Genomic DNA, 26,118 nt, shown 5'->3' with positions numbered 1-26,118 from the left:
TGACATGTGTAACATTATATCGTGCGTTATGAGGGCATTCAATGAGACGAGGGGCGGTCATTTTGAGTTTGGGACATAAACGGTTACAATAGCTTGAAATGATGCATCACAGACGTGGAGGTCGAAGGTTTACATGACGGAATGGTACGAAAAGAGCTTTGGAGAAGATTATCTGCTCGTATACAAACACCGGGATGTGCAAGGTGCCTATGAGGAAGTACATAAAATGATTAACTGGCTCAAGCTCCACCCGGGTGCAGAAGTACTTGACCTTTGCTGCGGCATGGGCAGGCATTCTCTTGCCCTTGCGGACGCCGGATTACAGGTGACAGGGGTCGACTTGTCGGATGTTCTGTTACAGGAGGCACGGGAGCTGGATACAGAGCATCGGGTCAGATGGGTTCATGCCGACATGCGCAGCGTTCCGCTTGAAGGTGGATTTGACGCGGTGGTTAACCTGTTCACTTCGTTCGGATATTTTCCCGAGGATGTGGAGCAGCTCAAGGTGCTGTATGCCATCCATCATATGTTACGGCCGGGCGGCCGCTTTATTATTGATTTTATCAATACTGCTTACGTGAAGGAACATCTGGTCCCACATTCGGTTCGTGAAGATGAAGGGCAGCGGATTGAGGAATTTCGCAGAATACAGGACGGTTTTGTGCAAAAGGAAATTCGGATCACGGACATTGCAGCAGCAGCTGAACCGCGCATTTATAAGGAAAGTGTCAAGCTCTATTCATGTGAGGAGCTCAGCGAGTTGATTCATGAAGCAGGCCTCAGGGTGGATCAGGTGCATGGCGGCTACGATGAAGAGCAATACGAAGAGCAGACTTCACCACGGATGATCTTTGTTGGACATCGTCCTGCGGAGCAATAAATCTTTACACGTTAACGAAGAGGGCAGGGGATAACGATGAAACGTACACGTAATGAAACCATATCAATGCCAGCGGGCATGCATCGTATTCAAATCACGATGTCTTTTCCGCTGCGGTGGGTGAACAGCTATATTTTAACCGAGCCGGATGGCAAGGTGAGCATTGTTGATCCGGGACCGCGTACAGCGGGGACCGAGCAGGAGTGGCATGACGCATTAGCGGAACTTGGCTTGACCTTTCAGGACATTCACCAGATCGTACTGACTCATCATCATCCGGACCACCTCGGCTTGTCCGGCTGGATGCAGCAGATGACTGGTGTGCCCGTGCTGATGTCGGCGCGCTCCCGTCAGGAAGCGGATTATATGTGGGGACCCGAAGCGAGCATAGACGAGAGGCTGCCTGATTATTATCGCATCCATGGCATGCCAGAATATAAAACAGTTGAAATCAAAGAGCATATGAGAACATTCATCTCACAGATTACCCCGCTTCCCGAGGTGACACTCATTGCAGATGGGCAGGCGCTGCATATGGGAGGGAAAGCGTGGATTGCCGTGGAGACGGGGGGACATGCCCCGGGACATCTGTCGTTCTATGCACCTGAATCGAGAGAAATCTTGTGCGGGGATGCCGTACTGCCACAGATTTCGCCCAATATCAGCCTGCAGCCAGGCAGTGACCCGGAGCCATTACAGTCCTACATGCAAGGTTTGAATCGTTTGAATGCATTGACGGTGGAGCGAGCCTATCCGGGGCACCGCAATCCGTTTACCCGTTTTACCGAACGTACAACAGAACTGCTTGCACATCATGAAGAACGTCTGGCAAAGCTGTCGGAACGGTTGCAGGAGAGCCAGGCTCACGCATACGATATTTGTCTGCATCTGTTTGGCGATCGGCTGGGAACACACCAGCTGCGTTTTGCGATGAGTGAGACGCTGGCCCACTTGCAGGAGCTAATCCGGCGTGGTCTGGCAAGAGAAGCACAGAAGCCGGACGGCATCATTTATTTCCAATATCATCAGTAGAACGAAGTGGATTGTGCAAAATCTTCAGTTTAACATATACAGATCGAAGGGAATAACAGCACTTGTTTTTCATATTAAATACGATCATAACCCGGAGTGGGGATGTTAACGCATCCTCGCTCTTTTTTTTGTAACCATGCTTTAGAAAAAAAAGCTTTAGCCGCTCTTAACCGTTTATTCAGATTATTTTAAGCCAGCGACTTTATCATACAACTATGAACTTTGCTATAGAAAGCAGGGATGAGCGATGGCAAGGCGTAAACAAAACAAATGGCGGAAATGGCAGGCTTCGGCGGCGGCTACGTTGACTGTGGCTGCAATCTTTCAATATGTAAGAACTTCGGATGCTTTTGATACTGCATATGCGGCAGCTAATGGTACAGATACAGGCGTGATGTCGTCTACGCAGACGGACTCACGGGACGATGTCATGGATGAATGGTCCCCGGATTCGACAGATTCATACAGCTGGAATACAGATGGATATGTGGCGGACTCCAATCAGGAACAGACGGATCAATCCGGGACGATGCCGGATGATCGCGTGGATCGTGGAAGCTCGGGTTCGCGGAGCCAGCAATTCGGACAAAGTGACCGGAGCAGCGACTCCGGGAGCAGCAGCAGTGGCAATTATCGTTCACGCACAGGTGCATCATGAGCCGTACAGAGCAGGTCTATCGTGCCATCCGTTTTCGGTTTCAGGCGATGAACACAAGCGTTGAGATGCAGCTCTGTGCAGATCGCGAGCGGGCCGAACATGCAGCATCTCTGGTGAAAAACTGGTTTGAGACGCAGGAGCAGCGCTTCAGCCGCTTTGTAGCTGACAGTGAACTGAATCGTCTCAATAACAGCAGCGGGTGGATGCCCATATCGGCAGCAATGGATGAAGTGCTTAGTCTGGCTTACGGATATATTGGGCAGACAGAAGGCATTTTTCAGCCAGGCATCTCACAGGCTCTTCGTTTGTCGGGATATCATGCAAGCTTTGAGAAAATACAGGAGAGGGCATCTTATCAGCCTTTGACGGAACGGGATTATCTGGTCCATGGAAGAGAAACGAAGGCGGACAGCAGTGAACAAGATCCGTTCGACTACAGTCGTCCCACCTGGATACAGCGTGAGGGCAGTCGGATGGTGCATCTGGACCCGGGAACAGAGCTTGACCTCGGTGGAATCGTGAAAGGCTGGGCTGTAGAACGTATTGCAGACTGGCTGCAGAAAAAGATGAAGATTGCTGCGGGTATGATCAATGCAGGCGGTGATATTCAGGTATGGGGAACGTCTGATCATTCTAGGTGGATTCTTGAGGTAACCGATCCGTTTACACAGGAGCAAGGCATATCCGGGGAGGTTCGGCTTCGGAACGGAGCCGTAGCTACATCCGGCATAACCCGGAGACAATGGCAGGATAACAACGGACGTGCAGCGCATCATTTAATTGATCCCCGTACGATGGAGCCTGCGGACACAGACATTCTGCAATGCACCGTTGTCGGAAAGCATGCATCCCAGTGTGAGATTATTGCCAAAACGGTATGTATCCTGGGCAGCGGAGAGGCGGTAAAATGGCTTAATCGTCATTATGACCGGCACGATGTTCTCTGGATGACAAGAGAGGGTTCTGTCTATTTTAGAGGCAATACAGCAACACTAGCGGAATGTTGGCCCGGTTTTGACCCGGATCACCGTTTCAGTCTGATATAGAGGATTACAAGTCTAATGGATTTGGGGGAGCCGGTTATGGCACAGTGGATCGTAGATTACCTGCCGACGTGGAGTATCATTCGGATTAGCGGCATTGCGGCATATTTGTTTCTTTTTGTGGGTGTATTTCTAGGTATTGCTCAAGGCATGCCTATGGCAAAGGGCAAACCCAAAGCCGTGATGTTCCAGTGGCACACACGGACAACCTGGCTTGCCTTCGGGCTTGGCATCATACACGCACTTACATTAGTTATTGATCATTATAGTCCGTTCACCTGGAGCGAGCTATTGATTCCTTTTACCGCCTCGGTTCACCCGGTGGGCAGTGGACTCGGCACATTAGCTTTCTACGGTCTGTTGATCGTACTGTTGTCCAGTGATCTGCGGGGCAAACTGGGACGCAAATGGTGGTTCATGTTCCATATGTTATCCTATCCGGTGTTCGCAGGTTTATTGATTCATGGCCTGGTGACGGGAAGTGATTCAGAGAATATTATCATTCGTTTGATGTATGTATTTACCGGACTCAGCATTGTGGGCATTACGGTATTACGCGGCTTGCTGCGGGAGCGGAAAGGACCGGAAATCACGATCGGACCGAAACAGACAACATCCGAATTGATGACGGAGCGTAAATGGGCGGAAGCCCGTGCACTGGCTGTACCTGCGGGACAGGAGCAGTTTAAATAGGTCAATGCGTTGTCCATTGATCCGTGTGTTCATTTAAAATAGGTTTAATGGAATACTATAGTCATAGGTTTAGTGGTTCAGCATAATTCAGGAAAATGATATTGAAAAAGCGGCCGAGTTGGGCCGCTTTTTTGACTGTTTTACCTTAAACACAGATAAGGCTGATATGTATGGATGCGAAATGCAATCGATCCATGTAACCCGAAGCTATCCGTGTTCATGTTATATTTTATCGTCGCTGACAGGCTTCTCTCCCATGGCCTCTTCCATCTCGGACTGCTTGCGGTGGGCAATTCGGCTGCTGGCAGCTGACGCGATAGCACCTACAATATCATCAAGGAAGGTATGCACAGGTCCAAGACTTATGTCATTTAACCGTTCCAGCACACCGGGCTTCAGCTTGTCCACATATCCGTAATTCGTGAAGCCAATGCTTCCGTATACATTCACAATCGAAAAGGCCAGAATTTCATCCACACCGTACAAACCTTCATCATTCTCAATCATCTCTTGCAATGGGGAGATCAATTGTCCCTGCTCAGCCAGCAGATCAAGCTGAATGCCTGTCAGGACAGCGTTCTGTACCTCACGTTTCTTCAGGACCATCTCCACATTCTCGATGCATTCTTCCATCGTCAGTCCAGGGTAATACTTTTTCTGCAGCAGCATAACCAGTTCTGCGATCTCCAGGATCGTGACGCCCCGCTTGTGCAACCATTCCCTTGTCGCTTCTGCAACCTTGCGGCTGTTGAGACTGTAAGGGATTTTTTCCTGCTCCGGATGTTCCATGGGCGAATCCTCCTCTGATGTTGATATAAATTGAACGAAGAGGTTTACACGGGAACACTCCGATGACAGAATAACCTTCCAATCGCTGTTATCCCCAGATTTTTTTGATTTCCTTTTTTAAAGGGAAAATCCGGTTATAAGCGTATGCTTCCGATGTAGCTTTCTTACAGAAAGCTTTCAGGCGACCGCTCCGCTTTTCCAGGTTTTTTCTGTCCTCTCCGTTAACGTGTAAAAAAATCGTTCAATTTATATAGAAATACGTTTATTACCTACATACGTCATTAACCAGATTGCGTTGCTTTTATGTTTGTATCATATGCAGATCGTCAGGTCCAGCAGGGCTTGTGCAAAAAGTAGTTATTTTTTGACCAAAGGCTCGTATACATGGTAGTACAAACTGTAAAAATGATGAGGGGGAACGTGATCATGAGAAAGATCCCGTCTTTGCGTAAGGCATCAGCAGCAGCATTGTTGAGTATTCCTGTTGTATTAACTGGCTGCGGGATGTTTGGTGCCCAGTCTTCGGAAGCGATTGATCCGCCGCCGCGTATTCAGGAAGCCGCCATGATCCAGGCTGCAGAAGGAAATGGAAAACTGGCCACGCTTCCGCTGACGACGGTATATTTGCAGGACCAGCAGGGACTTCTTGCGCCCGTTTCATTAACACTTCCGTCTGGAACGGATGTAAGCAGTCCGAAGACTGCACTGGATACGCTGGTTACGGGCGGAGCCTACGCTGGAATGCTGCCTGAAGGCTTCAAGGGTGTGCTGCCCCAAGGTACAGTTGTACAGAATGTAACACTCCATGCGGACGACAAGCTCGCTGTTGTAGAGTTCTCGGGTAACTTTGCCAAATATGACGCCAAAGATGAACGTAAAATGCTGGAAGCTATCACATGGACGCTTACCGGCACGCCGGATGTCAACAACGTGCAGATTTGGGTCGATGGCAAAAAGCTGAGCCAGATGCCCGTGAACAGCACACCGCTGCCAGAGCCGCTGAACCGTGCAGTCGGCATCAACCTGGATCTGGGGGATACCTTTACGACGAACAGCAGTCCGGTGACGGTTTATTTTTCAGCTGCTTCCCCTGCGGGTGTTCAATATTATGTTCCGGTTACACGTCTCGTAACGCCGGGTGGAGACCGCGTGCAGGCGGCCTTGAACGAGCTGATCAAGGGACCAGCCAAGGGCGGAGAGCTGGAGGAAGTGATGACAGGCGGCACCGAGCTGCAATCGGTAAAAACGTCTGAGGATGGTACGGTGACGGTTGCGCTCAAGGATGATATGTTTACCGAAGGGGACATCGTGCCAAGTGAACTGCTGCAGTCCGTTGTCCTGACGACGACAGAGAATACCGCAAGCAAAGATGCCAAGGTACAGATTGAGTGGAACGGACAGAAAACAGTCAAAGGCGATGATAACCGGGACTACAGTGCGCCTGTGTCCAAGCCGGAATATATTAACGAAATCCCGATTTAACGGATATGAGCGGCACAAGGGTGCTTTTAAACGAACTCTTTGGTAAAATATAAAGGATTGTTGTTAGAGAGAACAAGTTCAACATTACAGGATGCTTAAGTCGTAGGAGGCAGAAAATATGAGATCTAACGGACGAACTAGCGAGCAGCTGCGCCCGATGAATTTAACAATTAACACGAATAAATACGCCGAGGGCTCTGTATTGATTGAAGTCGGTGATACAAAGGTAATCTGCACAGCAACCGTGGAGGAGCGGGTTCCTCCCTTCATGAAAGGTCAAGGCAAAGGCTGGGTCACAGCAGAATATTCGATGCTTCCTCGGGCTACACATACCCGAAACCAGCGTGAAGCCAATCGGGGGAAATTGACAGGACGTACGATGGAAATTCAGCGTCTGATCGGTCGCGCTTTGCGATCTGTAGTGAATTTGCAGGCACTCGGAGAGCGCACCATTACGCTGGACTGTGATGTTATTCAGGCGGATGGAGGCACTCGTACAACGTCAATTACGGGCTCCTTTGTCGCTTTGGCACTGGCGGTGAACAAAATTGCGCAGCAGCACAAGCTGCAGGTATTCCCGATTACGGACTTCCTGGCTTCCGTAAGTGTAGGCGTTGTGGGCGAACAGCCGGTGCTGGACCTGAACTATGATGAGGACTCGAAAGCCAAGGTCGATATGAACCTGGTAATGACGGGCAGCGGTAAGTACGTGGAGCTTCAGGGCACAGGTGAGGAAGCGCCATTTGACCGCCGTGAACTGAATGCGATGCTGGAGCTTGGTGAGCAGGGAATATTGGAGATGATCGAGCGTCAAAAGGAAGTGCTTGGACCGATTGCGCTCAAAATCGGCTCCCGCGGATTAGGAGAGGCATAAGATGAACCTGGATAGCCGGGTTATCGTTGTTGCCACTCGAAATGCAGGGAAAGTGCGTGAATTTGCACATGCCTTTGCGCCGCTGGGAAAAGAGGTCAAAAGCATGTTCGACTATCCGGAGCTGCCGGATGTTGTGGAAGACGGTCTGACATTTGCCGAGAACGCGTGGAAAAAAGCAAAAGCGGTTGGTGATGCGCTCGGGCTGCCCGTTCTGGCAGACGATTCAGGGCTTTGCGTTGATCTGCTGAACGGTGAGCCGGGGGTGTATTCGGCACGTTATGCGGGGGAAGGCGCAACCGACGCACAGAACAACGCCAAGCTGCTTGATGCGCTTGCCAAGCTGAAAGCAGGCGAGGATACACAGCCGCCGCTGCTGAGCACAGCACGATTTGTGTGTGCACTTGTGCTGTATGATCCCGCAACCGGTGACAAGGTTGAAGCTGAAGGAGCGGCTGAAGGCTGGATTACGGCTGACGCAGCAGGTGAAGGCGGCTTCGGTTATGATCCTCTCTTCTATGTGCCGGAATATGAGATGACGATGGCCGAGCTTACGCTGGAGCAAAAACAGGCGATCAGTCATCGGGGCCATGCGCTGCGAGCGCTTGTGTCCCGTTTGGAAGCCTAACAGGGATAAGAGACAAATTCATAATTATAACGAGACGTTGACGAAAATACATTTTCATTCATGGAGATCGATCCGTGACTGAGCTGCTTTTCGTCGGCGTCTTTTTTGTGCGTTATTCTGTTGTTGGTATTCATTCATTGTAACGAAATGTGTGACATGTCATGCTTCAATATACCTAAATAGAAGGACTGATTCAGTAAAGTTATAAAAGGGAACATGCGTTCTTTTTCCTATATGAAGAATAAGGTCTTTTGCATGATTGAGAAGCGCACTGGGACTGGGGTTGGAAGAAGTTGCAAGCCAGGCCGGGTATGGGTTAACATTCAAAATAGCAAATGATTATGGAACCATAAACGGGAGGGATTTGGCATGCAGGAAGTGAAGCTGGTGGTGTCTTACGATGATTATGAAGAAGGGGGGCGAATGGAGACGTTGATTCGGGAATTGGCGTCGAAACCGGAAGCGGCATCGCTGGAAAGCCTGATCATTGGAGATTGGGGGCAAGCTTATGAAAATTCACCGATGGAATTCCAGGATACGCTGATTGAGCATGCATCGAGCTTCCCTGCTTTGAAGCAGCTGTTCATCGGTGATATGGAATCCGAGGAGTGTGAGATTTCCTGGATCGTGCAGACGAATCTTGCGCCCTTAGTACAAGCTTTCCCGAATCTGACCTCTTTTGTAATCCAGGGAAGCAGCGGTTTGGAACTGGAACCCCTGAAGCATGGCAAGCTTGAAGAGTTGATTATCATCTGCGGGGGACTGCCCAAGGTCGTATTAAACTCCATTGCTGCAGCCGAGCTGCCTGAACTGCGCAAGCTTGAGCTGTATTTGGGGGTTGAGGATTATGGATTCAATGGTTCGATTGACGATGTGCTGCCATTGCTGGAAAAGGGACGTTTCCCCAAACTGGAGTACCTCGGATTAAAGAACAGCGAGATTCAGGATGAGATTGCCAAGGCGGCTGCAAATGCACCGATTCTCGACCAGATTCAGGTGCTTGATCTCTCCGAGGGAACCTTATCCGATGAAGGTGCAGAGGCACTGCTAGCCAGTGAGAGGATTAAACAGCTGAAACACCTCAACCTGAGTTATCACTATATGTCGGACGAAATGATGGCTCGTTGGGAACAGTCCGGCATCCCGGTGAATGTCAGTGATCAGCAGGAAAGTGATGAGGATGACTGGCGCTTCCCGATGATTACGGAATAATTCATGTCTGATGAACAGCCTTTGTTATTGATTGGCAATCCGGACAATCGGCGGACGGTGGGGCTGCAGGAGGCCAGGAAACGAATGGGCATGAGCCCGGCTATGGTGTTGTCATATGAGGAGCTGCTTCGGACCTGGAGACAGGGCGGTACTCTGGCCGAGCTTGCGAAGTTGATCCCCATCGATGCTTCTCCGTTGATTCGACTGGATGCTCCGGGCGAAGACTGGCAAGTGGAGCGTGGGCTTTTACATCTGGGGGCCATGGACAATAAGATATGGGGTAATGAGCCTTTTGGGGAGAGCTTGTCTGCCGAAGCCTGTCTTGCATTGGAGCAGCAGTGGGGCAGAATTTACGCCCCTGCTCAATGGTTTCGCGGCTGGAAGGTTTGTCTGGAGCGGATCAGGCTGGAGGCGCGGGAACTGTGGCCGGATGTGCGTTTCTGGAATGACCCTGCAGAGATTGGTCTGATGTTTGACAAAAGAGCATGTCAGCGGCATCTGGTACAACATGGGATTTCAGTACCGCCGTTATTGCCGTCCTCACAGCCAGTCACATGCTCGGAGACGCTGCGTGCGGCGATGGATGACTCGCGCATGCATCGGGTGTTTGTCAAGCTTGCCTACGGCTCGGGTGCTTCCGGGGTTGTTGCTTACCAGCTGAATCCGCGGACGGGAGCGGAGATCGCAACAACTACGGTGGGCATGGAGACGGTTCAGGGCCGGACTGTTTTTTACAATGAAGGGAAACTCCAAAAGTATACGAGCCATGACGAAATCCGGATTCTCATGGACTGGCTCTGTGCCGAAGGCGCTCAGATCGAACGATGGATGCCGAAAGCAACACTGAATCAACGGGTTTATGACATTCGGCAACTTGTCGTGGCAGGACAGGCCGGTCACGCCGTCATGCGTCTGAGTCGCACGCCGATAACCAATTTGCATTTGCGCAACGAGCGGATGCTGCCAGCCGATGCAGGTCTGAGTGAGCACTACATGTCGATGATTCAGCAGGCAGCGCAAAGTGCGATGATGACCTTTCCTGATTCATGGTCCGCTGGAATCGACGTGATGCTTACAGGTGGGATGAATCCCCGAGCCTATGTGCTGGATGTGAATCCGTTCGGAGATTTGCTGTACCGGGTTCAGCATCAAGGCTTGAATGCTTATGAATGGGAAATGATGCTTTTGCGAGAGGAGCCTGTAATACATGCCTGATATGAACACCATTGTGGGCTCCCACGATATATTAATGATTACACTGGATACGCTGCGTTATGACGTCGCCAAGCTGGAGGAGCAGCATTGCCCGAATCTGTGTGGCTCAGGTTCCTGGGAGAAGAGGCATACCCCCGGGAGCTTTACGTACGCTGCACATCATGCTTTCTTTGGCGGTTTTATGCCTACACCTGCCAATACAGACAAGGCATCTCATATCCGGCTGTTCCATTCACGGAACACGGGACTGAAGACGCACCCTCATACGTGGCTGTTTGATACACCGGATATCGTGTCGGGCTTTGCCGCAGAAGGGTACCGTACGATCTGTATTGGCGGAGTTATTTTTTTTACGAAAAAGAATGCTCTTGCCAAGGTGCTGCCTGGTTATTTCCAGCAAAGTTACTGGCGAATGAATTTCGGTGTAACCAATCCAAGGTCCACAGAGAACCAGGTGAACCATGCATTAAAACTGCTTGATCAGACAGCACCGGACGAGAAGCTGTTTCTGTTTATGAATGTGTCCGCTATACACGGGCCTAATCATTATTATGTTGAGGGAGCACGAGAGGACTCGGTAGAGACTCAGCGAGCTGCTTTGCGATATGTGGACAAGGCATTAGGGCCTTTGTTCGAAGCGATGAGAGAGCGTGAGCGGCCGACGTTCTGTCTGGCTTTTTCGGATCATGGTACAGCTTATGGCGAAGATGGGTACCACGGACATCGGCTTGCACATGATGTGGTCTGGACCGTGCCGTACCGTGAATTTATTTTATAAGGAGGAAGCCGGGTGAGTGATTATTCCGAGCGAATGGCTACAAGATCTGCACAGTCTGGTACTGATCCGGCGTCAAGTCTGCGTGACGTGCTGACATTCCCTTATCGTTCCTATCTTTACTCCTATCCACACAAGACCGCATATCGGGAGCTGCAGCCGCCAATCCCGCTGCAGTCATTGTGGGAGAAGGAGGATACCGAAACCTATTTCTTGTACATGCATATTCCCTTTTGTGCCGCTCGCTGCGGATTCTGCAATCTGTTCACTTTGCCGGACAAGCGGCAGGACAGCCACGAGCAATATGTGGACGCACTTGAACGTCAAGCAAAGCAGTGGGCACCCATTACATCACGCAGACCTTATTCAAGATTTGCTATTGGTGGAGGAACACCAACATTACTGAATGAGGTACAGCTCAGCCGCCTGTTTGATATTGCTGAACAGATTATGGGGCTCGACCCGGAGCAGGCGTCGATCTCGGTGGAGACATCACCAGACACGGTAACGGATGGCAAGTTAAGCATTTTGAAGGAGCGGCGAGTGGATCGGGTCAGCATGGGCATTCAGAGCTTTATTGAGGCAGAGGCATCTGCGATCTATCGTCCGCAAAAACCGCAGGAGGTAGAACGGGCGCTGGAGAAGCTGACTCGCCATGATTTTCCACTATTGAATCTGGATCTGATCTACGGACTGCCTGGTCAAACGGTGGAGTCATGGGCGTATTCACTTGAACGAGTGTTGGCTTACGAGCCGGGTGAGATTTTTATTTATCCTTTGTACACAAGAGAAAATACCATTGTAAAGCCTGAAGATATTCAGCGTCAGGGACCTGATATTCGTATGGAGCTGTACAAGGCCGCGCGTGAGCTGTTAAAAAGCAAAGGCTATACGCAGTATTCCATGCGGCGATTTGCAAAACAGCAATCTTCTGCCAAAGCATTGCTTCCCTACAGCTGTCAGGAAGAGGGCATGGTCGGTCTTGGATGTGGCGCGCGCTCCTATACAAGCAAGGTGCACTATGCTTCCAAGTATGGCGTAACCTACAAAGCGACACAGAGCATTATTGCCGATTATGTTAACTCGGAACGTTATGATGTAGCGGATTATGGCATTGTGTTAAGCCTCGAAGAGCAGAGACGCCGTTTTATTTTAAAAGCGCTGCTTCACCGGGAGGGACTGATGCTGTCTGCTTACCAGGAACGCTTTGGGACAGATGTAATGTCTAATTACCCGTGGTTGATGGAACTACTCGAAGAGGATATGGCATGTTTGGAGATGGATGCTTGTGAGCGAGTGCTTCGTTTGACAGAGAACGGACTTGGTTACTCCGATGCCATCGGGGATTGGCTGATTTCTGCGGACATTCGGGAGCAGATGGAAGGATTTGTTTTCTCATGAGAGCAACGTTGTATTATCGGGGAAAGTTGTCTTCCTGCAATTATGATTGTCCTTATTGCCCGTTCAGCAAAACGGTGGATTCCAAAGAAACGTTAGCTATAGATCAGCAGCAGCTTCGACAGTTTGTAGACTGGGTGAGAGAACAGGAGCGAGAGGGTCATCGTTTCTCGATCTTTTTTAATCCCTACGGAGAGGCCTTGGTACGGCGATGGTACCGGGAAGCGATGGTCGAATTGTCCCATATGCCCCATGTGGAGAAGGTGGCTGTTCAAACGAATCTGTCGGTCAAACTGGATTGGGCACGTGAGCTGCATGTAGATAAAGCGGCATTCTGGGCAACTTATCATCCCAGAGAGACGAAGGAGAGTTCTTTTGTCAATCAATGCATGACTTTACGGGAGATGGGCCTGTCTTTTAGTGTAGGTACGGTAGGGCTGCGCAGTGCGTTTCCGGCGATCGAATCCATGAGGAAGGCTTTGCCGGATGATGTGTATATGTGGATTAATGCGTTCAAGGATCGGCCCAAGTATTATACGCCGGACGAAATTCAGTTTCTTCGCGGGATTGACCCGCTGTTTGAAGGCAATTTGCAAGACTATGACAGCTTGGGCAAACGATGTGCCGCAGGCTCGGACGTTTTTTATGTTCAGGGCTCGGGACATGTAAAAAGATGCTACAAGGATCGCCGCATTATTGGTCATCTCTATCGTGATGGCTTGCAGGCCTTGTCAGCAGAACGACCTTGCGGTATGAAAAAATGCGGGTGTTATATCGGCTATATTCATATGCAGGATTCTCCGTTCAGAGATACATTTGGCACAGGGCTGCTTGAACGTAACCCGGCTTTTATTCATCAATAAATTCATCTTTCAGCGATGTTTGTTGCAAACCGAAAGGTTTGTGTACAAGCTCTTACTGAAAGGTGTTTTTTTATTTTTACATAAGAGATTCATACAATTAAATAGGCCTTGACATATTTTTAGTGTAAATTATTTATTTTCTGTTTCAAATTTAGTTCTTTTTGGGTTAGTATTGATTAGTAATAAAGACCTGTTTTAAAGATAATATGCATGTTTATTATATGAACCACATCTTTTTATAGGTCTTTAGACTTAAATGGAGGAGGGTTGGATACGCAAACTTACAATTTACATACTTTTATTGAATTTCGGGAGGAATCAACGTGAAAAGAGTATCTATTAGTCAAAAGTTGCTGATCGGATTTTCATCTGTACTATTGCTATTGGTAGCGGTTACGGCTATATCCTATTTTCAATTTGTAAGTTTGGAGAGAACGTATACCAATTTAATTAATGACCGAACAAGCAAGCTGCTGAAGATCAAAAACATGTCAATTGACCTGAAATCACAACAAGTTGCTTTGAGAAACTATATTATGCAGCCTGGTCAGAAGAATGAGGATGCTTTTCAAAAGGCTTATGAAGATTACATAAACTTGAGTGAAGAATTGAAATCAACCGTTACAAGCTCGACGATGAAAGAACATTTAGCTAAATCCGACGAGATGATGGGCAAGTATTATGATTTTGCTAAAAATATTATGTCTTTGACTCAACAAGGCAATACAGAGGAACTCTCACGCCTTATGGAAGGAACCGGACCGAAGATAATTAGTGAATTTGAAGCCATTGTAGATTCCATGGAGAGTCATCAGCAGAAAGCGATGGATGAAGGCATTGCAGCAGCCAATGTGCAAACCGCCAATGTGCTGCGTTGGATCAGCGTTATAGGCATCATTGCGATCCTCATTGGTTTAGCCATTGCCCTCATTATTGGCCGAATCATCTCCAAACCGGTTCAGTCTGTTGCCCGTGCGGCGAGTCAAATTGCAGACGGGGATCTAACAGGAGAGCCGCTTGTTGTCCGCAACAAGGACGAGATTGGCGAAATGGCACTGGCATTTAATACGATGTCCAGTAATTTGCGCACGCTAATTCATCAGGTCGGTGATGGTGCGGAACGTGTGGCAGCTTCTTCTGAAGAACTGACGGCAAGCACAGAGCAGACGGCCACTGCTACGGAGCAGGTAGCCAAGACGATGGAGGAAATCGCAACAGGCATGGATGCGCAGGTCCGTATGGTCAGCGAAGGCTTCCAGACGATGAATGAACTCGCAATCGGATTTCAGCAGGTAGCCGAGAATACAAACCTTGTGTCCGAGAAAGCTTCAGAGGCCTCCGCTCAAACGATCTCTGGCAGTGAGTCTATACGTTCAGCGGTTGGACAGATGAATTCCATTCAAACGACAGTATCTGGTCTTGCTGCAGTTATTGAGGAACTGAGTAAACATTCCGCTGATATTGTGAAAATGGTCGATACCATCTCTGAAATTTCGGCGCAAACCAATCTGTTATCGCTGAATGCAGCAATTGAAGCAGCAAGAGCAGGTGAACACGGGCGAGGATTTCAGGTTGTTGCGACAGAAGTTCGCAAACTGTCAGAGCAATCGGCGCAATCTGCCGGGGAAATTGTGACGCTGGTCTCCTCCATTGAGACGGGGATGAGAAATGCTGCGCAATCCATGAGCATGGTGTCATCCGAGGTTGCGGAAGGTATTCAGTTGGTGCATCAAGCAGGGGGCACTTTCGAAAATATTCGCAACGCAGTTAGCGGTGTGGCCGGGCAGACCCAGGAGGTCTCCGCTTCAATTGAACAGATGAATGCAGGTGTAGAGCAGATCAATGCATCCATGAAGTCGATCATGGAGGTAACGGAGAATGCGGCTGCAGGCACGGAGGAAGTCAGTGCGACGAGTGAAGAGCAGTTATCTGCAATGCAGGAGATTGCTTCGGCTGCCAATGATCTTTCATCTATGGCTGAAATGTTACAGCAGTCGGTTGCTCGATTTAAAGTCTCGTAAAGTTTGGTAAAGTTCTCCTAAAGTCTCATCATTCAAGTATGTACAGAAATGCCCCTACACCGTGTTGATGGTGTAAGGGCATCTTTGTTTTTACCCGTTCAAGATGCAAAAGATGTACAGGATGCGATGATTGAGAAGATAGATAATGCGATGATTGAAAAGATAGATAATGCAATAATTGAGAAGATAGATAATGCAATAATTGAGAAGATCGATACGCGCTCCAGTGAAATTAACGAATAGCTACGTTATATGTTTTTAACCATCCATTGATCTGGGTCAAATAAGCAAATAGCTGTGGTCCTGACATTAATTGTCCAAACCATGGCAGATTAGAAGAGGCTTCAGGTGAAGAGGCCAGATTTCGAATCTGTACTTTGTCGATTAACGGCAAAATAGGCGATGCTGGATCATCCAGAATATCAAGTACCTGCTGTTTAACTGCTGCGAGATACTGAGGATTATGAGTTTTGGGATATGGACTCTTTTTACGATATAACACATCATCAGGCAGCACGCCTTCAAGTGCTTTTCGCAAAATGCCCTTCTCTCGTCCGCCCGTAATTTTCATTTCCCAGGGAATGTTAAACACGTACTGGATCAGCCGATGGTCACAGTAAGGGACACGCACTTCCAGACCTGCCCCCATACTCATCCGGTCTTTGCGATCGAGCAATGTCGGCATAAAACGCGTAATATTCAAATAAGACATCACGCGCATCTGTGCTGTTTTGCCTGTCTCTCCATCCAGTAAAGGAACTTCGGCAACGGCATCCGAATACCGGTCAGCCAGATAGTCCAGTGGTTTAATCCAGTCTCGAATTTCCGGAGATAATAATCCGGCCCTCATATCAGGTGCTACGGACCAAGGAAATGTGCCGGAGTTCAGCATTTCATCCCGGTGGAACCATGGATAACCGCCAAATACTTCATCTGCGGCCTCGCCGGAAATGGCGACGGTTGCTCCTTTTTTAATCTCCTTGCAGAATAAATAAAGTGATGAATCCACGTCTGCCATACCCGGCAAGTCTCGTACCAGCATAGCCTGATTCAGTGCATGAACAAGCTCCGCGTTCTCAATCTCGATCCAGTGATGATCGGTTTTTAGCTCATCCACCATCCGTTGAATCCATGGACCGTCTGCACCGGGCTGAAAGGAATGCGCTTGAAAGTGCTTGGCGTTATCAACATAATCAACGGAATATGTGCTGACTTGACCTTGCCCTGTCCGGTTATAATAATCAACTGCCAATGCAGACAGGGCGCTGGAATCAAGGCCGCCGGATAAAAGAGAGCATACCGGAACATCGGAGGCTAACTGGCGCTCCAGCGTATCCTGTAACAAGCGGCGCACTTCAGCGGCAGTCTCCTCCAGGTTGTGTTCATGGTTGACGGATTCGAGCTTCCAATAGGCATACGTTTTGATGCCATTACGGCTGTAAATCATCGCGTGAGCGGGTTTTAACTCATGAAGTGAGGAATATACGCCGTGTCCCGGTGTTCGTGCAGGACCTACGATAAATACCTCTGCCAGCCCTTCCGGACCTACGGCGGCCTCTACATCCGGATGAAGGAGCAGCGCTTTGGGCTCGGAACCAAAAATAAGGGCTTCCTTTCCATGGCTGTAAAATAGAGGTTTGACCCCTAGACGGTCACGAGCAATGAAAACCTGCTCGCGCCCGCCATCCCATATGGCAAAAGCAAAAATTCCGTTAAACTTTTCAACGCACACAGGTCCCCATTCGATATATGAGGCAAGAAGCACTTCGGTGTCACACTGGGTACGAAAGTGATGCCCACGCTGAAGAAGCTCTTTCTTCAACTCGGGTGCATTGTATAGTTCTCCGTTATACACAACGGTATAGGAGGTATCTCCTTGTAATGCATGCATGGGCTGTGCCCCGTTCTCCGGGTCCATTACGCTAAGGCGGCGGTGTCCAAAAGCACAAGGGTTGGAAATCCACGTACCTGAAGCATCGGGCCCGCGGTTCGATAAGCTATCCGTCATCCGGACCAGCAGCTCCGATTCCTGTGTCAAATCCCGATTCCACTGCACGAAGCCGGTTATACCGCACATGGTTAGTTCATCCTTTCTTGGTCGAGTCGTTCATCCGTATGCTGCCAAGCGTCGAGAGCAGCTAGCAAATGTTGTATTTTTCGTCAGAAGTCGTAACAAATATATGCCGAATGCAGGCATAAAATGTCTGTCCTCTTCGGAAACTACATCTAGGGATATCAGCCTCAAGCTGCCTGTGAAGGAGAGAGCATGCAATGGACAGGATCAATTATTACGTGTCTGTCATAGGCCGCTCGGTTATACCGGATTCGTCTGCATCATCCTATGAATGGGTGATTCAAGCTACACCGCAGGAAGCCGAGCATTTACTGGGATTGCTTTATCTTATGCAGGAAAAGGAAGAAGAAGCCTTTCCCGGGATGGTATTTCCGTGGCCGGACACGCCAGAACATGATGTGAACCGTGCGTATGAGGCGGTTTTGCAGCAAGTATATCGAGAGATTTACCGGCTAGGCACAGCGGAGACCCGGCAACAAATTGAACAAACGACATGAACAGAGCGGGCAACATGACTGGAACTGCAACGAAGCAATGAAGCAATTGATCAGAACAAAAGGAGAGAGATGACGATGTACGCCATTCAGGATGCTAAAATACGCAGATTAACGGAAGTGGATGGATTATCTTGTGCAGAGGTGGAAGTGCAGCCTGGCAACGCGGGAGATCCGTCATTACTTGTATATGTTGCTTCAACCCAGCCGGGGAATGAGCTTCAGGTGGTGCGCATTGTACGCAATCACTCGGATGCAGCGATTGACTGGTATAACAATAACATGCATACGGCTTTTGAAGATGCGACAGATACAGCGTTTGAAAATAGTGAAGGTATCACAGCCGAGGAGGACAAGGCGCAGTTTCAAAGTAACCTGTTTGCTTTTGGTTTGCTTGGCCCCACACTTCAGCGGTATCTGATCGGTCAAGCGTGAGGGAGAAAGAATAAGTTACTGTTAGTGAGTGAATTAGAGGTAGCGTTAGGGTGGACCGAACCTGATTAGATCAGGGCGTGTCTGAAAACTAAGAACGGAGGAAGCGGATTTTGCACAATTTTTGTTCCAAGCCAGCAGATTTATCGCAGACTTTCCGGGGCATGTCAAGGAAAAGTGTCGCAGCAGGGGGCGAAAAGGGTGGTAAAAGATGCACTTCGATGGGTTTCAAGACACACCCTAAGTAGGGTGAAGTTTTAATTGTGGTAGGCGCCTAAACAAACACACCCCCGCCGGGTACGGCGGGGGTGTTGTCATTTTGTCAGCATTCGGATCATATGTGAGTGAATTGCTGAGCAGATGAGATGAAATGAGATGAGATATTCACTGCTGCAGGATCAATAGTATTCACGCAGAACCTGAATGCCTTTTACGATATTGTACACAAAGCTGAGGCCATAGATGACAAAGAACAAAACAACAAAACCGACAGCTGATCCCACGCTTTGGGAAGTCACAAGGAAATACAGTAGCGGAATCGCAGCGAGAAATGGGAATACATGGGAGAGAAGTGCGCGCTTTGCATGTCCTGCGATGTATTCATCCCGCGCAACAATCCAAACAATGATGGGAAATAGAAAAGGTGCAAAGAAAATGCTGAAATAGGATAATGATGATAAAAGTTGTCTCATAGAAAATCTCTCCTTCAATAGAACTCTGAAATGTATGTATGCAAACCAATTACCCTTCAAGTGGTAAGTTGAATAAGTGGGAGCGGTGCCGGTACCCTATTGATGATGGTGAATTTGGGTGCAAGGTTTTGGATAAGCTTCCCGCGGAAGAGTGTTATTACTATTACCTCAAAACCAATAGCCTATTCGGCTTTAGATAGCAGTATGCATACTATACGGCGCAGGGTGTTTAGTGGATGCATTATTAATTTTTAATAAAACTATTGAAAAATATAGAAATCGGAGTATAATAGAGAACGTTCCGCATTTTTGTTATACATACTTGTCTCAGTAGCTCAGCAGGATAGAGCAACGGCCTTCTAAGCCGTCGGTCGGGGGTTCGAATCCCTCCTGGGACGTCATGAAGAGAAGCATCCTTCGGGAAGCTTCTTTTTGCGTTCAGGGGATGAGAACCCCGAGGGTTCGCCGAAGCATCGGCTTCGTGAGGAAGGGCATCGCAGTCTCGCCTGCAAGACGAGTATCCCTCCTGGGACGTGAGTCCAGATGGACAAGCTTGATCGTGAGAGGAGCGCGCAGTGAGTTCAGCGTAACCTTTAGCGCAACCAGCACCGCCAACACAAGCATCACCAGCACCGCCAACACAATCATCACCATCATCGCAATCATCACCATCGTCACAACCATCGCACCATCGCAACCATCATCACTACCAACGTCACATCCAAATTTTAACGATTCAGAGAAGCGTTATTTGCCTCTTTTATTGCATTCTAAAAATCTAACGAATCGTAGAAAGCTTATTTCATCTATTTCACGAGTTTTATGCCCTTTTTCGTACCAATTAGCCTAAATAGCGTTTCCTCGAATCGTTAGAATTGGAAAATGCTTAAATTCACTATAATAAGGTTGTTTCGATTCGTTAGAATTACAAATGTGAACGGAGGGGGGCGAGTGATGCGTAAGGAACAGGATAAGAACTAACACTGTATTTACAAAGTAAGTTGAATGAGCACAAAGTGTTAGAAGTTACGCCGCCCCAGGTCACCATTTCCCGCAGAAGGTGGTAGTGCAGCCGAGCCAGGTCACCATCTCCCGCAGAAGGAAGTGCAACCAAGCCATGTCACCATTTCCCGCAGAAGGTGGTAGTGCAACCAAGCCATGTCGCCATCTCCCGCAGAAGGAAGTGCAATCGCCCCAGGTCATCATTCCCCCAAAAGGAACTGCATCCGCCCCGAGTCACCATGCCTCGTAGAAGAAGCCCGCCCAACACGGTACCCGGTTTTACTCTTCCAGCGAAAAATCTGGCAGCAAGATAATGCCTGCGCCGAATGCAACAACGGCGGGCTTTAACGGAAGAACAATTCCAAGCTAGTCACCGTAATAGCTGCCAAATAGCTGACTAACAGTGACATCCAGTTTCTAGCATGCATTCAGAAGAATAGATGCCCGGCTCCGCTTAATTGATTTTTCCTATAAAATAGATAGATTATATATATTTAAACAATAAGATGAATTGTGCCACAATATATATATCAACAGCGAAAGCGACGGTGGAGCAGATGAAATCAATTAATCAGTGGCAGGCCGAGGACTACGACAATCAACTGGCTTTTGTATCGGAGTATGGAAAAAGTCTGATTTCCTGGCTGCGTCCCCAAGCGGGTGAGTACATTCTCGATCTCGGTTGCGGAACCGGAGATTTAACGCATGAGATTTCTCTTTTGGGAGCAGAGGTGACGGGTATGGATGCTTCCTCGGATATGATTGCCCGGGCAAAGCAAAAGTTCCCGCAACTGGAGTTTATGGAGGCGGATGGTGAGCACTTTCATACAGAACGAGCATATGATGCTGTGTTTTCGAATGCTGCTCTACACTGGATGCGTAATTCCCGCAACGTTGTAGACTGTGTATGGCAAGCCTTGAAGCCGGGAGGACGATTTGTAGCCGAATTTGGCGGTCAGGGGAACGTGCAGATCATCGTGAAAGCAGTAGAAGAGGTGTTGGAGCGACATACAGGCATTAACGCAGCGGAGCGTAATCCTTGGTATTTTCCGACCATTGGGCAGTACAGCCGTATTTTAGAGGACAGGGGATTTATGGTTCGTCAGGCCTATCACTACGATCGTCCTACTAAATTGGCAGATGGTGAGGATGGAATTGCAGGCTGGCTGACTCATTTTGGAGATGATTATTTTAAGGGGTTTAACCCCGAGCAGGTGAAGGAATGGTGTCAGGAAATTAGCGAAATCGTCAGACCTAAGCTGTGGAAAAATGATGCGATTTATGCAGATTACAAACGACTGCGTATTGAAGCATTCAAGCCGGATAATCAAATTTAATAATCAAAAAACTTTGTTATATGAATTTTAAACTATAGGAAAAGGAATGTCTGTACCACTTCTCACCCTACCGTAAGAATGTTTTAAGTCGAATAAAACTCACTCAAGACCATGCGTTTATCTCGTTCAGAGATGCATGGTTTTTCCTTGTCCCCACCCCATATTTTGAATTTGAATATTCAAACGACAGGAATATACAAATGCGAATGTTTAACCTACTAAAGACCCATATAAGTAATTTCTATATCATAATGTAAGTAATTAGAAGGAAAATGAGATATTTTGGTAGAATAATTTACCAAGGGTCAAACATCTTGCAGATAGGCGGTGAATGTAGTCGAAAGAATTGCAGTGCTTAGAAGTGAGCAAGAACCCATTATGGTGAGGTTTACACGATGAAGGAGGGCATAACCTTGAATAAACGATTGATATCCATGTTATTGAGTGTCCTTATGGTTTTTTCACTTATCCTGCCTGCTGCTGGAGCTGCTCCTGCAGATTCCGCAATTCAACTGGATAATACGTTAAACAGCACCGAAGCAAAGCAGATGAGAGAAGTGCTTGCCGATCGGGAGGCTCGAATTGCTGCAGATCCATTTTTGGATAAAAGTCTGGAAGGTCTCGGCGGAGAGAATACTCGTGTCATCGTTGAGCTGTCCAATAAACCTGTTGCTGTAGCACAAGGTGAAACAACCCTCTCTGGAAGATCATTTACCTCCTCTATGGAAACAAAGGCTGTGACTCAAGTTGAAGAGCAACAACAGTCATTTGTACATAGCCTCACTCAGAAAAAAATCAAACACGAAGTGCTGGACAATTATGCATATGCCCTTAATGGTGTAGCCCTTGAAGTGAAGGGGAATCAATTGGGACAATTGCTTCAAATACCAGGAGTGGTCAGCGTATATCCTGACCTTGAAGTAACCCTGGCACCAGACACTGGTGAAGTCAACCCGTATATGAAGGATACCGCACCTTTTATCGGAGCGCCTGAAGTATGGGAATTGGGATATAAAGGTAAAGGTGTGAAAGTGGGTGTCATTGATACCGGGATTGACTATACTCACCCGAATCTGCGTGATGCCTATAAAGGCGGATGGGATTTTGTAGATAACGATAATGATCCATATGAAACGACTTATCAGGAGTGGAAAGCATCGGGTCAGCCCGAACTTAATGAAAGAGGAAGCTCTTACTATACATCTCACGGCACACACGTCTCAGGTACAGTGGCTGCACGTGAAGCAGGAGACTACGGTATCGTTGGTATCGCTCCTGAAGCGGATGTCTATGCTTATCGAGTTCTTGGACCATACGGCAATGGGCAGACATCATGGGTACTTGGCGGTATTGACCGTTCGGTATCTGACGGCATGGATGTCATCAACCTGTCGCTTGGGGCCGAGAACAATGATCCAAGCTACGTGACATCGGTTGCATTGAATAACGCTATGTTGTCTGGTGTAACCGCGGTGGTATCCAGCGGTAATAGCGGCCCTAACCGCTATACACTTGGTTCACCGGGTGCATCCGCGATGGCGATTACGGTGGGGAACTCGACAGGTCCCAGCCAGTTGATTACGGCTAATACACATTTCTGGATTGGCGAAGAGGGCGAGGAAGAAACACCTGAGCAGCAACCAGTTCCAGAGAACGAGCAAACACCTGAACTGGGCAGTGCTCCCGAAACACAAACTCCTGAATCGGCACCAGTAAACGCACCGGAAGGTGGAACTGGAGTGACTGCGCCGGAAGGCGATACAGGAGAAACGGCTGCACCTGCACAAAATGGCGGAAATGCTGCCAATGAAGCAGTCTCTGATGAGGCACAGCAAGCTTCCCAGCCTGATCAGACTGAACCTGCACAAACCGCAGACACGGCAGCGACTAATGAAGGAACATCAGAAGTACCTGCTCCTGCGGCAGAAGGAACAGACGGGGTTTTACCATCCGACGCTCAGGATGAAACTGTGACAACACCTGCACCAGCACAGTCGGAGCAAACGCCACGGGCTGTTACCGAATCGGTCTATCGTTTGGAAGTGATGGGCTGGAGTCTCGCGGCTGATCCTGAATCTGTTTTGACCGACAAGTATGCTGTTGAATTTGCAGCTTTGGGTAAACCGGCTGATTTTGAAGGTAAGGATTTCACAGGTAAGGTGGCTTTGATTCAGCGTGGTGAGCTTGCATTTGTAGAGAAAATTGCGAATGCCAAAGCCGCTGGAGCTGTAGGTGTTATCGTATTTAACAATATTCCGGGGCCAATCGGCGTTTATCTTGGTGACAGCTTCGATCTGATCCCGACACTGAGCATGTCCAAGGAAGACGGCGAAGTGATCAAGGCTGAGCTGGATGCAGGCCAACCCGTTGAAGTGAGCTTCAGTGATTTTGAGCGCAGTCAGACACCAGGGGACGAAATGAGTTCTTCCAGTTCCCGCGGGCCTGCCAAAGTAACGCTTGATATCAAACCGGATGTCGTTGCACCGGGCTCCAACATTCTTTCAACAGTTCCTGCCTATGGCAAAGATGAACCAGATGCTGATTATTCGCAAGCGTATGATCGCAAAAGTGGAACAAGTATGGCTGCTCCTCACGTAGCGGGTTTGGCTGCACTGCTGCTTGAAAAGCACCCGGACTGGACGCCTTTTGATGTCAAGGCTGCTCTGATGAATAACGCTAAAATCTTGGATACAGCGAAATATGATGTATTTGATCAAGGTGCAGGCCGCATTCAGGCGGTAAAATCCATTGATCCTGCTGCCTTTGTCAAAGTCATGGATGTAACCCGGTATACCGAGAACGGCTCGGTTGTTGAAAAAGAAAACATCACGGGCAGCATCAACTATGGCAACTTTATGAGCACGGATGAAAAAACAGTGACCAAAACGATCAAGGTTCAGGCTTTGAACGGAAATGGTGGCGAGTATACGGTCAATGTGAATCCGACACGAACGGTGCCAGGGGTGTCTGTTGCCGTAGATAAAACTTCATTCACTTTGAATGGGGAGGAAGAATTGGCAGTAACCGTTACCGTACCTCGCGGGGTTACAGCGGTAACAGAGGCACAGGGGTATATTGAAATTACGAATGGAACAAATACATTTACAGTGCCGTATGTGGCTCACTTTAATGTGACCTCCAGTGGAGTGAAATACATTGAGACAGTCAAAGGAACTGCGAAAAATCCGTTCTACTATCCGTTGAAGGCAGACGGTTCTCTGGATACATTGAACGTTGCAATGGAGTTCCATAATCCAATGACGTTTGCGCTTATCGAAATCTATAACGGCCTTGATCCGGACGGTGGTTATTATCAAGACGGATACATTGGCTCGATTTTCGGCAATTATTATAATTTTAATGCGAATACCCGATACAACCTGGCCTGGGATGGTCAGTATGCTGATTATACGACAGATGAAGTCGCTGAACTGCCGGATGGCTTGTACACGGTCGATATTACAACCATTGGCGCGGACAGCAAAACCTATAAGGAGGATACACCTCCGTTTCTGGTTAAAAAGACAGCACCAGCAGTAACAGCTCCGCAAAATCTGGAGTTTAAAGCTGAAGATGCCGTTGTGATTAACGGTTCGGTAGATGATCTGTATTTCCGTGCAGCTCCTGCACTGGCCAAAGGCTGGAGTATTCAATTTGATCCAACCGCCGCGCTGGAAGCATCCTACGTGGTGAAAAAAGAAGATGGATCAACGTTGAAAGAAGGCACATTTACGGTTCAGACGGATGGCAGCTTCAATTATGCGTTGGAGGGTATTGAGGGTGGTACGTACACTGTAGAAACAACAGTGAAAGATGAACAGGGTCTTGCCGGCACAACGAGCACTACCATCAAGGTGGAGTCTGTACAGACGGAGCCGGAAACACCAGCGACCAAAGCGCCCGGAACGCCATCTTTGTCCCATAATAACGGATTTGTAAATGGTCTGTTAGGGGGCGACTATACCGTGACGATGAACATGTGGTGGGGTGAAAATGCGACCAGCTACAAGCTGTATGAGGATGGCGTGCTGGTGGATTCGCAAAAGCTGACTTATAATGCGCCTTGGGCACAGTTTGCTCATACGAAAATTACAGGCAAAACCAATGGCACCTACACTTATGTTGCCGAGCTTGCTAATGACAAAGGAGTCACACGCAGTCAGACACTGACAGTAAGGGTAACCGATGCACTGCCTGGCAAAGCGACCCTCTCTCATGACAACTGGGATGTGGACGGCAACTACAAAGTGATGATGAACCTTTGGTGGGGAACCAATGCAACCGAGTATCGTCTTTACGAGAATGATGAGCTAATTGATACACAGTCGCTCAAAGCTACAACCCCGCTGCCGCAATTCGCCGTGACTTCGGTGAAAGGCAAGGCATCCGGCACGTATACGTACCGGGCCGAGCTGATTAATGCTGCGGGAGCAACAAGCACCAATACCATTCAGGTAAAGGTGAAGTAAACGCGTAAGAGCATGTTGTCTGGAAAAGTAAAGCTCTCGTCCTCCCGGCATAAAGCCG

23 protein-coding genes and 1 tRNA gene are annotated in these 26,118 nt (G+C 48.5%); 20 read left to right on the top strand and 4 right to left on the bottom strand.

Annotation, left to right across the window (positions count from 1 at the left end; translation table 11 throughout):
• Positions 1-133: 133 nt before the first annotated feature.
• The 5 genes from HNR77_RS08585 to HNR77_RS08565 all read left to right on the top strand — a co-directional run bounded on the left by HNR77_RS08585 (position 134) and on the right by HNR77_RS08565 (position 4,306).
• A complete protein-coding gene (locus tag HNR77_RS08585) occupies positions 134-880 on the top strand; it encodes a class I SAM-dependent methyltransferase (RefSeq protein ID WP_184182553.1) in 747 nt (248 codons plus the stop codon).
• Positions 881-916: 36 nt separating this feature from the next.
• Positions 917-1,912 carry an MBL fold metallo-hydrolase gene (locus HNR77_RS08580; protein ID WP_184182550.1) on the top strand — a complete coding sequence of 332 codons (996 nt, stop codon included), beginning with the start codon at positions 917-919 and terminating at the stop codon, positions 1,910-1,912.
• A 247-nt stretch (positions 1,913-2,159) separates the two neighbouring features.
• Positions 2,160-2,570, top strand: a complete 411-nt coding sequence (locus HNR77_RS08575) for a hypothetical protein (protein WP_184182547.1) — start codon at positions 2,160-2,162, stop codon at positions 2,568-2,570.
• Positions 2,567-3,616: an FAD:protein FMN transferase gene (locus tag HNR77_RS08570; RefSeq protein ID WP_184182545.1), complete on the top strand. Its 1,050-nt coding sequence runs from the start codon at positions 2,567-2,569 to the stop codon at positions 3,614-3,616. Before HNR77_RS08575 ends, HNR77_RS08570 begins: the two co-directional genes overlap by 4 nt.
• 36 nt (positions 3,617-3,652) lie before the next feature.
• Positions 3,653-4,306 carry a ferric reductase-like transmembrane domain-containing protein gene (locus HNR77_RS08565; RefSeq protein WP_184182542.1) on the top strand — a complete coding sequence of 218 codons (654 nt, stop codon included), beginning with the start codon at positions 3,653-3,655 and terminating at the stop codon, positions 4,304-4,306.
• A 222-nt stretch (positions 4,307-4,528) separates the two neighbouring features.
• Here HNR77_RS08565 and HNR77_RS08560 read toward each other — a convergent pair whose 3' ends face one another.
• Entirely contained in the window at positions 4,529-5,095 is a 567-nt protein-coding gene (locus HNR77_RS08560; RefSeq protein WP_184182539.1) for a phosphatidylglycerophosphatase A family protein, read from the bottom strand.
• Between the two features lie 426 nt (positions 5,096-5,521).
• Here HNR77_RS08560 and HNR77_RS08555 point away from each other — a divergent pair, with 426 nt between their 5' ends.
• The 10 genes from HNR77_RS08555 to HNR77_RS08510 all read left to right on the top strand — a co-directional run bounded on the left by HNR77_RS08555 (position 5,522) and on the right by HNR77_RS08510 (position 15,803).
• The gene (locus tag HNR77_RS08555; protein ID WP_184182536.1) at positions 5,522-6,577 is read left to right on the top strand and encodes a GerMN domain-containing protein; all 1,056 of its coding nucleotides are present in this window, start codon (positions 5,522-5,524) and stop codon (positions 6,575-6,577) included.
• 118 nt (positions 6,578-6,695) lie between these two features.
• Entirely contained in the window at positions 6,696-7,451 is a 756-nt protein-coding gene (gene rph / locus HNR77_RS08550) for a ribonuclease PH (RefSeq protein ID WP_110898930.1), read from the top strand.
• 1 nt (position 7,452) lies between these two features.
• Positions 7,453-8,076, top strand: a complete 624-nt coding sequence (locus tag HNR77_RS08545; protein ID WP_184182533.1) for an XTP/dITP diphosphatase — start codon at positions 7,453-7,455, stop codon at positions 8,074-8,076.
• A 369-nt stretch (positions 8,077-8,445) separates the two neighbouring features.
• Positions 8,446-9,288: an STM4015 family protein gene (locus tag HNR77_RS08540; protein WP_184182530.1), complete on the top strand. Its 843-nt coding sequence runs from the start codon at positions 8,446-8,448 to the stop codon at positions 9,286-9,288.
• Between the two features lie 3 nt (positions 9,289-9,291).
• Positions 9,292-10,503, top strand: a complete 1,212-nt coding sequence (locus HNR77_RS08535) for an STM4014 family protein (protein ID WP_184182527.1) — start codon at positions 9,292-9,294, stop codon at positions 10,501-10,503.
• On the top strand, positions 10,496-11,281 hold the full coding sequence (locus HNR77_RS08530; protein WP_184182525.1) for an STM4013/SEN3800 family hydrolase: 786 nt from the start codon (positions 10,496-10,498) through the stop codon (positions 11,279-11,281). The genes HNR77_RS08535 and HNR77_RS08530 overlap by 8 nt, the downstream gene beginning before the upstream one ends.
• A gap of 33 nt (positions 11,282-11,314) precedes the next feature.
• Positions 11,315-12,679, top strand: a complete 1,365-nt coding sequence (locus tag HNR77_RS08525; RefSeq protein ID WP_184183117.1) for an STM4012 family radical SAM protein — start codon at positions 11,315-11,317, stop codon at positions 12,677-12,679.
• Entirely contained in the window at positions 12,676-13,539 is an 864-nt protein-coding gene (locus HNR77_RS08520; protein ID WP_184182523.1) for an STM4011 family radical SAM protein, read from the top strand. Before HNR77_RS08525 ends, HNR77_RS08520 begins: the two co-directional genes overlap by 4 nt.
• Before the next feature lie 323 nt (positions 13,540-13,862).
• Positions 13,863-15,560, top strand: a complete 1,698-nt coding sequence (locus HNR77_RS08515) for a methyl-accepting chemotaxis protein (RefSeq protein ID WP_184182521.1) — start codon at positions 13,863-13,865, stop codon at positions 15,558-15,560.
• A gap of 48 nt (positions 15,561-15,608) precedes the next feature.
• Positions 15,609-15,803, top strand: coding sequence for a hypothetical protein (locus tag HNR77_RS08510; protein WP_184182519.1), 195 nt, complete (start codon positions 15,609-15,611; stop codon positions 15,801-15,803).
• On the opposite strand, the gene asnB is transcribed toward HNR77_RS08510, so the two are convergent.
• A complete protein-coding gene (gene asnB, locus HNR77_RS08505; RefSeq protein WP_184182517.1) occupies positions 15,793-17,637 on the bottom strand; it encodes an asparagine synthase (glutamine-hydrolyzing) in 1,845 nt (614 codons plus the stop codon). The two genes, HNR77_RS08510 and asnB, sit on opposite strands and share 11 nt — an antisense overlap.
• Positions 17,638-17,831: 194 nt before the next feature.
• Between asnB and HNR77_RS08500 the strand changes: the two genes are divergently transcribed.
• Together HNR77_RS08500 and HNR77_RS08495 are read left to right on the top strand one after the other, a co-directional pair.
• Positions 17,832-18,131, top strand: a complete 300-nt coding sequence (locus tag HNR77_RS08500; protein ID WP_184182515.1) for a hypothetical protein — start codon at positions 17,832-17,834, stop codon at positions 18,129-18,131.
• Positions 18,132-18,206: 75 nt separating this feature from the next.
• Complete coding sequence (locus HNR77_RS08495) at positions 18,207-18,563, top strand: hypothetical protein (RefSeq protein ID WP_110898921.1); 357 nt, start codon at positions 18,207-18,209, stop codon at positions 18,561-18,563.
• Between the two features lie 395 nt (positions 18,564-18,958).
• Here the strand turns inward: HNR77_RS08495 and HNR77_RS08490 are convergent, their stop codons facing one another.
• Positions 18,959-19,252, bottom strand: coding sequence for a magnetosome magnetite crystal formation protein family (locus HNR77_RS08490; protein ID WP_184182513.1), 294 nt, complete (start codon positions 19,250-19,252; stop codon positions 18,959-18,961).
• A 324-nt stretch (positions 19,253-19,576) separates the two neighbouring features.
• Here HNR77_RS08490 and HNR77_RS08485 point away from each other — a divergent pair.
• Positions 19,577-19,650 (top strand) — tRNA-Arg (locus HNR77_RS08485).
• Positions 19,651-19,690: 40 nt separating this feature from the next.
• Here HNR77_RS08485 and HNR77_RS08480 read toward each other — a convergent pair.
• A complete protein-coding gene (locus HNR77_RS08480; protein WP_221443759.1) occupies positions 19,691-19,936 on the bottom strand; it encodes a hypothetical protein in 246 nt (81 codons plus the stop codon).
• An 875-nt stretch (positions 19,937-20,811) separates the two neighbouring features.
• On the opposite strand from HNR77_RS08480, the gene HNR77_RS08475 reads away from it, so the two are divergent.
• Positions 20,812-21,591, top strand: coding sequence for a class I SAM-dependent methyltransferase (locus HNR77_RS08475; RefSeq protein WP_184182509.1), 780 nt, complete (start codon positions 20,812-20,814; stop codon positions 21,589-21,591).
• Positions 21,592-22,004: 413 nt separating this feature from the next.
• On the top strand, positions 22,005-26,060 hold the full coding sequence (locus HNR77_RS30235; protein WP_260410423.1) for a S8 family serine peptidase: 4,056 nt from the start codon (positions 22,005-22,007) through the stop codon (positions 26,058-26,060).
• Positions 26,061-26,118 lie beyond the last annotated feature (58 nt).

The organism is Paenibacillus sp. JGP012, from assembly GCF_014203995.1.
In the GTDB taxonomy this organism is placed as follows: domain Bacteria; phylum Bacillota; class Bacilli; order Paenibacillales; family Paenibacillaceae; genus Paenibacillus; species Paenibacillus silvae.
This window is presented reverse-complemented; position numbering and strand designations above follow the sequence as displayed.

Bases quoted from the DNA above. Each gene is read 5' to 3' on its own strand.
- HNR77_RS08585 (WP_184182553.1), top strand. From the start codon at position 134: ATGACGGAATGGTACGAAAAGAGCTTTGGAGAAGATTATCTGCTCGTA.
- HNR77_RS08580 (WP_184182550.1), top strand. From the start codon at position 917: ATGAAACGTACACGTAATGAAACCATATCAATGCCAGCGGGCATGCAT.
- HNR77_RS08575 (WP_184182547.1), top strand. From the start codon at position 2,160: ATGGCAAGGCGTAAACAAAACAAATGGCGGAAATGGCAGGCTTCGGCG.
- HNR77_RS08570 (WP_184182545.1), top strand. From the start codon at position 2,567: ATGAGCCGTACAGAGCAGGTCTATCGTGCCATCCGTTTTCGGTTTCAG.
- HNR77_RS08565 (WP_184182542.1), top strand. From the start codon at position 3,653: ATGGCACAGTGGATCGTAGATTACCTGCCGACGTGGAGTATCATTCGG.
- HNR77_RS08560 (WP_184182539.1), bottom strand. From the start codon at position 5,095: ATGGAACATCCGGAGCAGGAAAAAATCCCTTACAGTCTCAACAGCCGC.
- HNR77_RS08555 (WP_184182536.1), top strand. From the start codon at position 5,522: ATGAGAAAGATCCCGTCTTTGCGTAAGGCATCAGCAGCAGCATTGTTG.
- rph (WP_110898930.1), top strand. From the start codon at position 6,696: ATGAGATCTAACGGACGAACTAGCGAGCAGCTGCGCCCGATGAATTTA.
- HNR77_RS08545 (WP_184182533.1), top strand. From the start codon at position 7,453: ATGAACCTGGATAGCCGGGTTATCGTTGTTGCCACTCGAAATGCAGGG.
- HNR77_RS08540 (WP_184182530.1), top strand. From the start codon at position 8,446: ATGCAGGAAGTGAAGCTGGTGGTGTCTTACGATGATTATGAAGAAGGG.
- HNR77_RS08535 (WP_184182527.1), top strand. From the start codon at position 9,292: ATGTCTGATGAACAGCCTTTGTTATTGATTGGCAATCCGGACAATCGG.
- HNR77_RS08530 (WP_184182525.1), top strand. From the start codon at position 10,496: ATGCCTGATATGAACACCATTGTGGGCTCCCACGATATATTAATGATT.
- HNR77_RS08525 (WP_184183117.1), top strand. From the start codon at position 11,315: ATGGCTACAAGATCTGCACAGTCTGGTACTGATCCGGCGTCAAGTCTG.
- HNR77_RS08520 (WP_184182523.1), top strand. From the start codon at position 12,676: ATGAGAGCAACGTTGTATTATCGGGGAAAGTTGTCTTCCTGCAATTAT.
- HNR77_RS08510 (WP_184182519.1), top strand. From the start codon at position 15,609: ATGCCCCTACACCGTGTTGATGGTGTAAGGGCATCTTTGTTTTTACCC.
- asnB (WP_184182517.1), bottom strand. From the start codon at position 17,637: ATGTGCGGTATAACCGGCTTCGTGCAGTGGAATCGGGATTTGACACAG.
- HNR77_RS08500 (WP_184182515.1), top strand. From the start codon at position 17,832: ATGGACAGGATCAATTATTACGTGTCTGTCATAGGCCGCTCGGTTATA.
- HNR77_RS08495 (WP_110898921.1), top strand. From the start codon at position 18,207: ATGTACGCCATTCAGGATGCTAAAATACGCAGATTAACGGAAGTGGAT.
- HNR77_RS08490 (WP_184182513.1), bottom strand. From the start codon at position 19,252: ATGAGACAACTTTTATCATCATTATCCTATTTCAGCATTTTCTTTGCA.
- HNR77_RS08480 (WP_221443759.1), bottom strand. From the start codon at position 19,936: ATGGTTGTGACGATGGTGATGATTGCGATGATGGTGATGATTGTGTTG.
- HNR77_RS08475 (WP_184182509.1), top strand. From the start codon at position 20,812: ATGAAATCAATTAATCAGTGGCAGGCCGAGGACTACGACAATCAACTG.